A 12161-nucleotide genomic window follows, 5' to 3' on the forward strand; every position below is an offset into this window, starting at 1 on the left:
AATCATTAAAGTCATAATTTCGTATTTAAAGAAATGAAAACACTGAACAAGCAATTGTTTATTTTTATTAAAAACAGTATGTTATTTAAACACACAATACCTTGCAGGCACAGAATCTGCTTTGTTCTACTTAAGTGATATACATCAGACTTAAATCTGTTTAAAACTTAAGCAGTTAACGTTAACAAAGCATCAACAATCTGAGCTTCGCAAGTGATGAAAACTCGCGCTAAGATGAAGTTTAAGCTGCTTGTCAGACAAACAGCTGTGCATGCAATAACGAATAAGCTGATGGATATTCAGTCAATAAATAAAGCAAATGATGACAATAAAACACAAGGAGTTTTACTTATGTTATTCAAACGGCCCCTGACTTCCCTACTTTGTGCCAGTACCCTCGCATTCGGTTTAAGTGCCTGTAGTGGCGACAAACCACCTAGCAGTGGTGATGCAGGCAGCAAAGAGACAGCAGCGTCAGGAACACTGGAGAAAATTAAAAAATCAGGCACCATTGTGCTGGGGTATCGCGACTCTTCCATTCCATTCTCTTATATTGCCGACAATCCAAATCAACCTGTGGGCTATGCGCATGATTTACAACTTAAAGTGGTCGATGCCGTTAAGCAAAAGCTGAATATGCCCGATTTGAAAATTCGCTATAACTTGGTCACCAGTCAAAACCGTATTCCTTTGGTGTCGAATGGCACGGTCGATTTAGAATGTGGCTCCACCACCAACAACAAAGAACGTCAGCAACAAGTCGATTTCTCGGTGGGCTTTTTTGAAGTCGGTTCTCGCTTACTCACCGCTAAAGATTCTGGGGTAAAAGACTTTGCTGACTTAAAAGGCAAAAAACTGGTGACTACCGCAGGCACCACGTCAGAGCGTTATATTCGCCAACATGAAAAAGAACTGAGCATTGGTGAAATTATTTCTGCCAAAGACCATGCCGAATCTTTCTTGATGCTGCAAAACGGACGTGCTGCTGCCTTTATGATGGATGACATTTTACTTGCAGGGGAAAAATCTAAAGCCAAAGATCCTGAGCATTGGGTGATTGTTGGTACTTCACCAGTGCATGAAATTTATGGCTGTATGCTCAGAAAAGGCGATCCTGAATTTAAGCAAGTAGTGGACGATGCGATTAAATCGGTCTACAGCTCAGGTGAAATTAATAGCATGTATAACAAATGGTTTGAGCAGCCAATCCCACCGAAAAACATTAACCTGAACTTCCCGATGTCTGAACAGCTAAAAGCGTTGATTAGTGCACCACATGACCGTGATCAGTAATTGTGCTGATCATCCATTTCATATGCATCAGGTAGTGCACTTGCCTACCTGATTTAGACACTGGAGCTCCTATGAACTATAGCTGGAACTGGGGCGTATTATTTCAATCTACAGGTGTCGGGGACAGTAGCTATTTCAACTGGATTTTAACAGGCTTGGGCTGGTTACTGGTCATCGCCATTGTGGCATGGTCTATCGCATTTGTACTGGGCAGTCTGCTCGGCATTATGCGTACGCTTCCGAATAAAACGGCACGTGCTATTGGCACCGCCTATGTGACCATTTTTCGTAATGTACCGCTGTTGATTCAACTGTTTGTCTGGTTTTATGTGGCGCCGAATTTTCTCCCTGCGGGGCTGAAAGATTGGTGGGTGAATGACTTGAGTGCCAGCACCAGCGCCCTGATCTCGGCCAGTATTGGCTTGGGCTTATTTACCGCAGCACGGGTCTGCGAACAAGTGCGTACAGGCATTGAAGCCCTGCCAACGGGTCAAGTCAATGCAGGTTATGCTTTGGGTTTTAGTACGGCACAACTGTACCGTTACATTATTTTGCCACAGTCATTCCGTACCATTCTGCCGCCATTAAGCTCTGAACTGACCAACTGCGTGAAAAATACCTCGGTCGCTTCTTTGGTCGGGGTCGCAGAAATTATTTCGCAAATGAAAACCATCAGCGAGTACACCCAAAACACCATCGAGATTTATACCTACGTCACCATTATTTTTATTGTGATTAATATCTGCCTTATTCAATTTATGAATTTTCTGGAAAAACGCTTACGCATTCCAGGTTTAATTGCAGGAGATAAATAATGGACTGGCTCACTGCATTTCTTCAAGATTTACATCTCTCTGCACCTGCCTTATGGCATGGTCTCAGCATTACCTTAAAAGTGGTGTGTATTGCGACAGTCGGTGGGATTTTTATTGGCACCTTGCTGGCATTAATGCGCCTGTCTTCCATTCGGGCACTGAATTTGGTTGCCCAAGCCTATGTCAATTTGTTCCGCTCTATTCCACTGCTGTTGGTACTGATGTGGTTCTACTTTGCGGTGCCGTTTTTCTATACCGCATTTACAGGCAATTATCTGACTATCGACACTGCACTGGTCTCGAGTATTGTCGCCTTTATGCTGTTTGAAGCCGCCTATTTTTCGGAAATTGTGCGTGCAGGGATTCAATCGATTCCCAAAGGGCAAAGTGCTGCGGCTTATGCCTTGGGCATGAGTTATAGCCAGTCCATGCGCCTGATTATTTTGCCGCAAGCCTTTCGCAAAATGACCCCGCTATTACTGCAACAAACCATTATTTTGTTCCAAGATTCCACCATGGTTTACGCCATAGGTTTGCTGGATTTTTTCCGCACCAATTACGTCCGCGGCGACCTGATGTCCTTACTTACCCAGTACATTCTGTTTGCAGGTCTGGTCTACTTTAGCATCAGCGCCTTGGCGACCTTTGCGGTGAAAAGATTACAACGGAGATTAAAAGTATGAGTGATAAAAAAGTAATGATTGATCTCCAAAATGTCAGTAAATGGTATCAACAATTTCAGGTGCTTACCGACTGCACCACTCAAATCTGCCAAGGTGAGGTAGTGGTGGTCTGTGGTCCTTCAGGTTCAGGAAAATCGACCCTAATTAAAACCGTAAACGGTTTGGAACCCTTTCAACAGGGACAAATTTATGTGGATGGTATTCCAATTGCCGACCCGAAAACTGATTTGAACAAATTGCGTAGCCGTGTCGGTATGGTGTTCCAGCATTTTGAGTTATTTCCACATTTGAGCATTACTGAAAATTTGACCATTGCGCAGATTAAAGTATTAGGACGCAGTGCAGATGAAGCTAAGAAAAAAGGACTCGCCTATTTAGATCGGGTTGGACTGAGTTCGCAAGCCAACAAATATCCAGCGCAGCTTTCGGGTGGACAACAACAGCGTGTCGCGATTGCCCGTGCCTTGAGTATGGACCCGATTGCCATGCTGTTTGATGAGCCGACTTCTGCCCTTGACCCAGAAATGATTAATGAAGTGCTCGAAGTGATGGTCGGTCTGGCCAAAGAAGGCATGACCATGATGTGTGTCACCCATGAAATGGGCTTTGCCCGCCAAGTGGCGAATCGCATTATCTTTATGGATCAAGGTAAAATTGTGGAGGACTGTTCCAAAGATGAATTCTTTAATACGCCACGCGGTGAACGCGCGCAGCAGTTCCTAGATAAGATCTTGCACTAAGCCCAAACAGCATCAAGTGGAACGAGCATGCTCCACTTGATCCCTCCTTTTTTTGCCCTTTATGCGACACACATTTCGATTGCCTATCGCTGACATCAACCAAGCTGGAAGCCTAAACGCTTCCAATACCTTCAAACCATTCAGCCTGAACGTTGTGCCACACTATAGACCATCAGTCGCATGTATTTCCTGAACAATAAGTCAATTTATCATTTTGATTTTACATTTAATTCATTTGAAATCTTTATTTTTCATACTCTAAAAATGCAAATTACAGCACCTTTTTAAGTCAATACGCACTATTTTCCACCAAATAAATCGTATTTTCATCAGAATTGGTGCATTTTTTGCTTAGGTATTTTTCTGAACGGAGTATTTTGTTGCTGAACTCCAATTTTTAGATTTACTAAACTATTTTGGTGCAAATCACCTTCCCAAGTTTGTGCCTAAAATCGTATTTAGCACTTTTTTCGAGCAAACTATGCAAGATATCGATTTATTATTTCTACTGCTAGGAGCAGTGCTGGTACTGGCAATGCATGCCGGTTTCGCATTTTTAGAACTAGGAACAGTTCGACATAAAAATCAGGTCAATGCCTTAAGTAAAATCCTGACAGACTTTGCGCTTTCAGCGATGGCTTATTTTTTTGTAGGTTACTACATTGCCTATGGACACCATTTCTTCCATATGGGTGCAACCTTGGCAGCAGATCATGGCTATAACTTGATGCGCTGTTTCTTTTTACTGACCTTTGCTGCGGCAATTCCTGCCATTATTTCAGGCGGCATTGCAGAACGTGCCAAAATGCGTTCCCAAGCCATCGCGACTTTATTGCTGGTGGCTTTGGTCTATCCTTTCTTTGAAGGCATTGTCTGGAATGGCAATTTGGGTGTACAAGCATGGTTAGAGCACACTTTTGGTGCACCCTTCCATGACTTTGCAGGCTCTGTAGTTGTTCATGCTATGGGCGGCTGGATTGCCTTGGCAGCCGTGATCCTGTTAGGTGCACGTCATGGTCGTTATAAAAAAGATGGGCGTGTCAGTGCTCATCCTCCTTCGTCTATTCCCTTCCTTGCACTAGGTTCATGGATTCTGATTGTGGGCTGGTTTGGCTTTAACGTGATGAGTGCACAGCGTTTAGATGCTATTTCAGGTATGGTGGCGATTAACTCGTTGATGGCGATGGTCGGCGGTACTGTGACTGCCAATATGATTGGTAAAAATGACCCAGGCTTCTTACACAATGGTCCGCTCGCTGGCTTGGTGGCCATCTGTGCTGGCTCGGATATAGTGCATCCTTTTGGTGCATTGGTGATTGGTGCGATTGCAGGCATCATTTTTGTGAAGTTCTTTACCTATACCCAAAACAAACTTAAGGTGGATGATGTGTTGGGCGTTTGGCCATTACACGGTATTTGTGGCGCCTTTGGTGGCATCGCAGTGGGTATTTTCGGTCAACAATGGCTAGGCGGGATTGGTGGTGTCTCCATGATGTCACAAATCATAGGTACCCTATTCGCCATCGTCGTTGCACTTGCAGGTGGATTTGCAGTGTATGGCGGCTTAAAAGCTTGTATTGGCATTCGTTTATCGCAAGAAGATGAATTCCGTGGCGCCGATTTATCCATCCACAAAATTTCAGCCAACTCCGATGACAGTATGTTTTAAGTTTTTCAATTTACGCATGTTGCGCAGCGATTCTCAGGAATCGCTTTTTTTATGTCTGCAATTTTATCGTGGTTCTAAATAGGCCCTTAACTCATGCAACTGCTGAATACGAGGCACCTCTAGACGTTCATCTTCAGGGTGAAAGCCTTGTAACCAGATGGCTTGCATACCTGCTTGTTGCGCACCGCGAATATCATTCACAGGATGATCACCAATAAACATACACTCGGAAGGCTGCACGCCTAAACTTTCAGCCGTATGCAAAAATATCTGCTGATGGGGCTTACTGATGCCTGCCAGTTCGGAACTGACAATCACATCAAAATATTCATTAAACCCGAGTCCATCTAAAATATTCAAGCGGGTGGCATGCCCACCATTCGATACCACTGCCAAAGCATAATCTTGCTGCTTTAACATTTTTAATAGATCCACAGCTCCTGCCATGGCGACGGCACACTGCCCAAAGTACTTAAACCAGAACTGGGTTAACTCCTGAAAATCGACTTCAGTTTGCCAATCCAACTCTTGTCGTAAAGCGTGCGCAATCGAAGCCCCAATACTCGGATGGGTTAGCTGTTCTTTTTGAGGATAACCGCCATTATCAATACGGCGGATAATCTGCTGGATTTTGTCCAGATCATGGGCGAATAACTGCGACTGATATTGTTGCAGTAAAAATTCGCTATAGCGCTGAATACTTTGATCACGGTGGGTTAAGGTATTGTCCAAATCAAATAATACTGCACGAATAGACATAACATGCTCTGCTGACTTTTACCTCTAATCTAGCATTTTCCAGTCGCTTTACATGACAGATTTTCTAGGAAGTTCTGCATAAAATCTGTGAAGCAAATCAGCCCAGCGACGTGCTTTTAAGGTTCAGTTAAGTCCACTTTAAGTTTGCTTTGCTCTAATTAAAGTCATCCAAATACCGTTTGCATGACCATGTCTGAATTACAACGTTTTAGCCTCAAGCAAGGACTGATTTTGCTGTTCAGTTTTATCCTACTGCAACTGCTTTTCCCTGTTGCGGGTCAACTCGACCTGATGTTGATTCAGCCGTGGGCGGGGCTACATGGTCAATTTCCATGGCGTCATGACTGGTTCTTGGAAACCCTGAATCATAAATATGTCAAAAACCTTTTAATTCTGTGTGATGTCAGTTTTGTCACGCTTTGGCTAGCCAGCTTTAAGGTCAAAGCTTTAGCAGCAAAACGTTGGCAATATGCTTATCTGTTCTGGATTTTAATTTTAAGCACCAGTGTGGTGGGAATTCTTAAATCACAATCGGGGCACGCCTGCCCTTGGAATATGACCCAAACCACAGCAACAGGTTTTCTCTGGAACTTTAGCCTCAGTCATGGGCACTGCTTCCCAGGTGGTCATGCGGCAACAGGCTTTGCCTTAATGACGGGTTTCTTTGCCTTTCGTAAAGCTGCTCCAAAACGTGCTTACTTCTATCTTATTGCGGGTTTAATTTTGGGCTTTGCAATGGGCTGGGCACAAATGATGCGTGGCGCGCACTTCCTCAGTCATAATTTATGGACAGCTTGGGTGGTTTGGTGCTGTAACGTGGCGCTTTATCCATTGTTTTATAAACGCTTGCTGCCTGCTCAATCTGTAGAAACTGTTCAACCTACTGCGGTTATGCCTCAGCCAGTCACAGATCAGGTGCAAGAAGCCGCTTAAAACTTTGTCTTGCCACAGTTGTCAGGATTATGGAAACTGTTACCTTGATGAGACTTAGTAGTGATTAAAGTCCGCAAAGCATCCTTCTATCTGCCTATTTCTTTTCACTTTAGATTAGACGATACAAACATGGAAGTGGAGGCTCAAGGCCCTAAATCAATTGAAGCACTTATGAATTGGCACTACTAAAGCAGCATTATTTAATACAGCTTTTGCTTTAGAAAAAGCGCTGCCAGCTGAGTGAAGATTATTCATCTGATTGGACTTGTTTAGGAAACTGAACTTGCACAAATAAGCCGCCTAAAGTCTGACTTTTGCCGAACTGTATTTTACCCCCCAAATGTTCTGCTGCCTTTTGCACAATCGAAAGCCCTAGCCCACTGCCCATCTCTAAATGATGATGAATACGATAAAAACGCTTCATAATCTGCTCATATAAGGCAGGGTCAATGCCAGGACCGCTGTCTTCCACTTGAATGATGGCATCATTGCCCTGAGAGAAAATCGAGACATTAATCACGCCATTTTTAGGGGTGTATTTAATCGCATTATCAATCAAATTATAAATAATGGAACGAGCCGCAGACTCCAAGCCATTCACCAGAACCTCTTCTTGGCGCTCCATGCCCAAATCGATATCTTTGTGTAAAGCCACATGAATCAATTGCTCTACACAATTCACTGCCACTTGGTTTAAGTAAAATGGTTGTTGCTGCATGCTGTGCAGGTTACTGGCATCTTGCTTGGCTAAATCGAGTAACTGGCTGATTAAATGCTGAATACGGATTAAACCTTGGCTCAAATTTTCCAGTGCCGTGTTTTCTGGGAACTCACGCAATAAAATCTGCATTTGTAAATTCAGCGCAGTAATCGGTGTTCTGAGTTCATGGGCGGCATCTGCAATAAACTGGCGCTGCTCTTGTTGTGCCGACTCAATCCGTTCAAACAGATAATTCATTTCCTGAATTGTAGGAATGAGTTCCACAGGATAACGATTCAGCTTAATCGGGGTTAATTCATCCAGATCACGGCGGGCAATTTCTTGTCTAAATTCGTCCATCGGCCGTAGACTGCGTAAAATTACCCAGCCCAAACCCCATAAAATAAACGGAATCATCACCAGATAAGGCACAAACATGCTGGTGGCCAGTTCCAAAGCTAGATGACTTCTGGCTGAATGCGGCTGACTGACCTGTATTTGATACTTTTCAGTCGGCAGGACATACATGCGCCACACCCCTTGCGTGGTGGAACGGTCATAAAAACCCGCATGATTTATGCCATGTAATAGCAAGTTAAACTGATGTTGCGGATGTTCTTGCTTTTCCCAGACATCCACAAACAAGTCTTCCTCATGATAGCGCTTGTGAACATCAAAATGACTTTTGATGGGTGCTGGGTCATGTGCGGCAACGCGTTCCGCAAGGTTCTGCATTTGTGCATCCAGAATTTCATCCAGTTCACCCAATGAAATCCAGTATGCCGTTGCAATCAACACGCCCCCCAACAGCAAACTAAAACCTGAAACAAAAATCAATAAGCGTTTCTTTAACGATGTTTGCGTTGGCATGGTGTGCAGTGTCTGCATAAAAGCTTAATCCAGTTTACCTAAACGATAACCCATCCCGCGAATGGTACGGATAAAATCTTTACCCAACTTTGCACGCAAATGATGGACATAGACTTCAATGGTGTTGCTATTCACTTCACTGTCGAAGTCATACAGCTTATCTTCCAAATTGGCTTTGGAAAAAATTTTATTGGGATAACTGACCAGTGGTACCAGAATCGCCCATTCACGATTGGACAGTTCCAACTCTTGCCCATTCAATAAGGCGATATGCTGTTCTACATCCAACACCAAATCGCCATAACGTAGCTTGGACATTTCATTGGATGGCGCGACCTCATGCGAGCTACGACGCAATAAAGCTTGCATACGCGCCAACAGTTCTACAAATTCATAGGGTTTGACTAGATAATCATCTGCCCCCTGATTCAGACCATCCACTCGATTTTGCACCTGATCGCGTGCCGAAATAATCAAAACAGGTAAACTTGGGAAGCTTTGTCGGATTTTTGCCAAGACTTGCATGCCATCCATCATCGGCAACCCCAAATCCAACAACACCACATCAAAACTTTGCTGTTGTAACAGCTTGAGTGCATCAAGTCCGTTGTTGACCCATTCCACTTGATAATCATGCAACTGCAACAAGGTCTTGCTGGATTCAGCAATCATGAAATCATCTTCGATCATTAAGATTGTGGTCATTTTGCTTATCCCGACTTATGCCTTGCCTGTTAGATTGTTTGCACATTGTTTTAACATATCATTTTTATCATCAATCACTTGGGTTTTAATTTCAAGCATCGACAATAACGTTGGGAATAAATTATCCTGACTGCGTACGGCTTGTTTTTGCTGAGTTAAACAATTGACCTGACTGGCATTCTGCTGCTGCCATGCTGGTGAGAACCACATAATCATCGGCACATGGGTTTGCTGAACCGGCGCAATGGCATAAGGTGCACCATGCAAATACATCCCGCTTTCCCCCGTAGACTCGCCATGATCTGATAAATACCAGAAGCCCGTTTGATAATTCGGCACTGCTTTAATGGTCTGAATTACCTGATTTAAAATATGATCTGTATAGACAATCGAGTTGTCATAACTGTTCAGCAACTCATCGCGGCTACAACCTTGAATGGCATTGGTTGCACACATTGGTTTAAATGGCTGGAACTTCTCCGTAGAGCGTTTGTAATAAGCTGGACCATGACTACCCATCTGATGCAACACAATCAGCTGTGGTGTCTTATCTTGCGCTGGAATGCTCGCCACATAAGCCTTCAAGCTATCCACCAAGACTTCATCCATACACTCGCCTTCAGCATCACACCATTTTTGTTTTGATGCCGCTGGAATTTCAAACTTGTGGACACGGTCACAAGCCCCTTTACAGCCTGAGTTATTATCAATCCATGTCACCTTATAACCTGCACGTTGCGCAATATCGAGTAAACCTTCGCGATGACCTGCCAATTGCTCATCATAATCTTTACGCGGCATGCCAGAGAACATACACGGGACGGAGATTGCTGTAGCTGTACCACAAGAACTAACTTGGCTAAAGTTAATCACGTTTTGCTTAGACAATTCTGGATTGGTATTTTTCGCATAACCATTTAAAGAAAAACTTTCAGCACGGGCTGTTTCACCAACCACCAAAACCATCAATTTCGGCATAGACGCTGCGCTGGTGTTAATCACGCGATGTGCATCTGTACCATAGGTCACCAATGGCAAATTTTCTTTTGGTTTCTGTTTACGATAATACGATAAGGTCGAAGCAATAGTATTTTGCGGCGAGATCATGCCTTTTAAATCGCGATGCTCACGGAAAATTGCTGCAAAATCGACATAGAAGACAAACAGTAAGCCACCAATGACGGCGAAAGAACTTACGATATGTAAACCCTTGCTCAACAGTTGTTTCGATATCGGTCTGTGTTCAATGCTAATCAGTGCAATCACAACCATCGGGATGACCACCATGAACACACTCCACACTACAAATTGCATGGAAAATAAATCCAATGCTTCTTTTGTATCGGTTTGCATCATGTTTTGGACTTGCCCGGGTGAAATCACCACCCCCAAACTATTTACAAAATAAGCGGTTAAACCGCCAACAAAAACCAAGAACAATGCCAGAATTTTAGCATTCCATTTCCATTGCAGCAGTTGCAACACCACGTTATACAGTGCCACCACAACCAAGACCGTTGCAGATAAAAATGCATAGGCTTTCAGCCCTTGGTATGGAGTGAGGATTTGGATTTGTTTATAAAATGCAAAATTCAGCGCAATACCCAGCCAAAGTGCAAGCAGCAAGTTAAATTGATGTAAAGCCAGTGGCGGAAGAAACTGTTTTAGTCGTTCGAGGCGGGTCAAATTCATTTTGAGCGGTTCGATGATCAATATCCTTATTAATCTATAAATTGAAACTTAAACCTGACTTAAAATAAAAAAAGGACGCTGCTTTTGCACCGTCCTTTTGAATGGATTTTTTATGAAAAATTAGAATTTGAATTCTAAGCCAGTACCTACAACAGGTTGTTTAGTTTCATCATTGCCTTGTTCGAGCGTTAAGTAACCACCGTAACCATACAACTTCACTTGCTTGCTGAATGCATAGTCTACGCCGGCCATAATTTGGTCAGCATCGTAGTCATCGGCAGCATTGTTCTTAAAGCTAGTAGAGTTTGCGCTGTACTGCAATTTCACTGTCCAAGCTTTTGCTGATGGGAAATTATATTCCGCACCCACTAACCAGCCTTGAGCTTCATCAATAAATGAAGAATCAGGATCATTACCTTTCGCGTTTTCAACCTCAGAAGTTTGGTAAAGTGCTTTTATTGCCAAGCTATTATCAAGTAGATTTAAACGACCAATTGCACGTAAAGTATTTGCCGCAGCAGAAAGTGAAGTTACAGAAACTTCTGGATCCGATGCGTTATCGAAACCACGACCTAAAAATTTAGTTGGAACTGCTTTGTCATAAGCAACACCTGTGACAAACATTGGGCTGTCATACACCAAAGATGCTGACCAAGTATCGCCTAAACCACGACCACCGGCTTTATAAGCACCTTTACTTGTATCAATCCCCTTATCTTCACCAGTTGCAAGTAAGGCATTGAATTTAACTGCGCCTGTAGGTAATGTCAGTGCTGGTGCTTCATAAACTAAAACATTCGCAAGACGAGTTTCACCCGTCATAATACCTGTGATGTCTGCTTTATTGGCAACATAATTGTTGAACGTATCCACAACACCAGAAAGTTGTTTTAACGGGGTATCGTGCGCGCCAACTTTTACAGTACCCAATTTAGCATCTTTTAAACCCACGTAACGGTTACGCATACCCCAATCAGTGCTATCACCATCCGCACTGAATGACCATTCAGCCAAATAAACAGCACTTAATCGTTCTGTAAGTTTTTCATCACCCTTAATACCGATGTAAGAGCTATTTGAACTTAATTCAACTACATCTTTGTCCGAAGTGCCTGATGCGTTATCTTCTGGTAAATAGTCCACACTCGCATCAATTTCACCATATAACGTTGGTGCCGCAAAAGTTGAACCCGCTAACAAACTTAAAGCAATCGCTGCTGCAATTTTGGTTTTCATTGAATCATTTTCCCTGGTGTTAATTTTGTTACAAATATTACATTGCAGTCACATATTACAAAAGGA

The 12161-nt window shown here is 43.2% G+C and carries 11 protein-coding genes; 6 read left to right on the forward strand and 5 right to left on the reverse strand.

Annotated elements, in window-relative coordinates; all coding sequences use genetic code 11:
• The first annotated feature begins 351 nt into the window (after positions 1 to 351).
• The 5 genes from GWK51_RS03160 to GWK51_RS03180 all read left to right on the forward strand — a co-directional run bounded on the left by GWK51_RS03160 (position 352) and on the right by GWK51_RS03180 (position 5200).
• Complete coding sequence (locus GWK51_RS03160) at positions 352 to 1293, forward strand: transporter substrate-binding domain-containing protein (protein ID WP_161932623.1); 942 nt, start codon at positions 352 to 354, stop codon at positions 1291 to 1293.
• Between the two features lie 71 nt (positions 1294 to 1364).
• Positions 1365 to 2108 carry an amino acid ABC transporter permease gene (locus tag GWK51_RS03165; RefSeq protein WP_100242530.1) on the forward strand — a complete coding sequence of 248 codons (744 nt, stop codon included), beginning with the start codon at positions 1365 to 1367 and terminating at the stop codon, positions 2106 to 2108.
• A complete protein-coding gene (locus tag GWK51_RS03170) occupies positions 2108 to 2791 on the forward strand; it encodes an ABC transporter permease subunit (protein WP_161932624.1) in 684 nt (227 codons plus the stop codon). The genes GWK51_RS03165 and GWK51_RS03170 overlap by 1 nt, the downstream gene beginning before the upstream one ends.
• Positions 2792 to 2805: 14 nt before the next feature.
• Positions 2806 to 3531 carry an amino acid ABC transporter ATP-binding protein gene (locus GWK51_RS03175; RefSeq protein WP_171334101.1) on the forward strand — a complete coding sequence of 242 codons (726 nt, stop codon included), beginning with the start codon at positions 2806 to 2808 and terminating at the stop codon, positions 3529 to 3531.
• A gap of 481 nt (positions 3532 to 4012) precedes the next feature.
• Positions 4013 to 5200: an ammonium transporter gene (locus GWK51_RS03180; protein WP_161932625.1), complete on the forward strand. Its 1188-nt coding sequence runs from the start codon at positions 4013 to 4015 to the stop codon at positions 5198 to 5200.
• A gap of 63 nt (positions 5201 to 5263) precedes the next feature.
• Here GWK51_RS03180 and GWK51_RS03185 read toward each other — a convergent pair whose 3' ends face one another.
• Positions 5264 to 5959, reverse strand: coding sequence for an HAD family hydrolase (locus tag GWK51_RS03185; RefSeq protein ID WP_161932626.1), 696 nt, complete (start codon positions 5957 to 5959; stop codon positions 5264 to 5266).
• Positions 5960 to 6148: 189 nt separating this feature from the next.
• Between GWK51_RS03185 and GWK51_RS03190 the strand changes: the two genes are divergently transcribed.
• On the forward strand, positions 6149 to 6892 hold the full coding sequence (locus GWK51_RS03190) for a phosphatase PAP2 family protein (RefSeq protein WP_161932627.1): 744 nt from the start codon (positions 6149 to 6151) through the stop codon (positions 6890 to 6892).
• Positions 6893 to 7139: 247 nt separating this feature from the next.
• Here the strand turns inward: GWK51_RS03190 and GWK51_RS03195 are convergent, their stop codons facing one another.
• The 4 genes from GWK51_RS03195 to GWK51_RS03210 form a co-directional block, all read right to left on the reverse strand.
• Positions 7140 to 8462 (reverse strand): sensor histidine kinase, encoded by a 1323-nt coding sequence (locus GWK51_RS03195; protein ID WP_161932795.1) that lies wholly within the window; start codon positions 8460 to 8462, stop codon positions 7140 to 7142.
• A gap of 24 nt (positions 8463 to 8486) precedes the next feature.
• Positions 8487 to 9167: a response regulator transcription factor gene (locus GWK51_RS03200; RefSeq protein ID WP_142769329.1), complete on the reverse strand. Its 681-nt coding sequence runs from the start codon at positions 9165 to 9167 to the stop codon at positions 8487 to 8489.
• Positions 9168 to 9182: 15 nt separating this feature from the next.
• On the reverse strand, positions 9183 to 10859 hold the full coding sequence (locus GWK51_RS03205) for a phosphoethanolamine transferase (protein WP_161932628.1): 1677 nt from the start codon (positions 10857 to 10859) through the stop codon (positions 9183 to 9185).
• A 120-nt stretch (positions 10860 to 10979) separates the two neighbouring features.
• The gene (locus GWK51_RS03210) at positions 10980 to 12095 is read right to left on the reverse strand and encodes a porin (RefSeq protein ID WP_161932629.1); all 1116 of its coding nucleotides are present in this window, start codon (positions 12093 to 12095) and stop codon (positions 10980 to 10982) included.
• Positions 12096 to 12161 lie beyond the last annotated feature (66 nt).

The organism is Acinetobacter kanungonis (assembly GCF_009939195.1).
Lineage (GTDB): Bacteria > Pseudomonadota > Gammaproteobacteria > Pseudomonadales > Moraxellaceae > Acinetobacter > Acinetobacter kanungonis.

What these genes read in the sequence shown, in the direction of transcription:
- GWK51_RS03165 (WP_100242530.1), top strand. Translation starts at nt 1,365, where the DNA reads ATGAACTATAGCTGGAACTGGGGCGTATTATTTCAATCTACAGGTGTC.
- GWK51_RS03210 (WP_161932629.1), bottom strand. Translation starts at nt 12,095, where the DNA reads ATGAAAACCAAAATTGCAGCAGCGATTGCTTTAAGTTTGTTAGCGGGT.
- GWK51_RS03160 (WP_161932623.1), top strand. Translation starts at nt 352, where the DNA reads ATGTTATTCAAACGGCCCCTGACTTCCCTACTTTGTGCCAGTACCCTC.
- GWK51_RS03180 (WP_161932625.1), top strand. Translation starts at nt 4,013, where the DNA reads ATGCAAGATATCGATTTATTATTTCTACTGCTAGGAGCAGTGCTGGTA.
- GWK51_RS03170 (WP_161932624.1), top strand. Translation starts at nt 2,108, where the DNA reads ATGGACTGGCTCACTGCATTTCTTCAAGATTTACATCTCTCTGCACCT.
- GWK51_RS03200 (WP_142769329.1), bottom strand. Translation starts at nt 9,167, where the DNA reads ATGACCACAATCTTAATGATCGAAGATGATTTCATGATTGCTGAATCC.
- GWK51_RS03190 (WP_161932627.1), top strand. Translation starts at nt 6,149, where the DNA reads ATGTCTGAATTACAACGTTTTAGCCTCAAGCAAGGACTGATTTTGCTG.
- GWK51_RS03205 (WP_161932628.1), bottom strand. Translation starts at nt 10,859, where the DNA reads ATGAATTTGACCCGCCTCGAACGACTAAAACAGTTTCTTCCGCCACTG.
- GWK51_RS03175 (WP_171334101.1), top strand. Translation starts at nt 2,806, where the DNA reads ATGATTGATCTCCAAAATGTCAGTAAATGGTATCAACAATTTCAGGTG.
- GWK51_RS03185 (WP_161932626.1), bottom strand. Translation starts at nt 5,959, where the DNA reads ATGTCTATTCGTGCAGTATTATTTGATTTGGACAATACCTTAACCCAC.
- GWK51_RS03195 (WP_161932795.1), bottom strand. Translation starts at nt 8,462, where the DNA reads ATGCCAACGCAAACATCGTTAAAGAAACGCTTATTGATTTTTGTTTCA.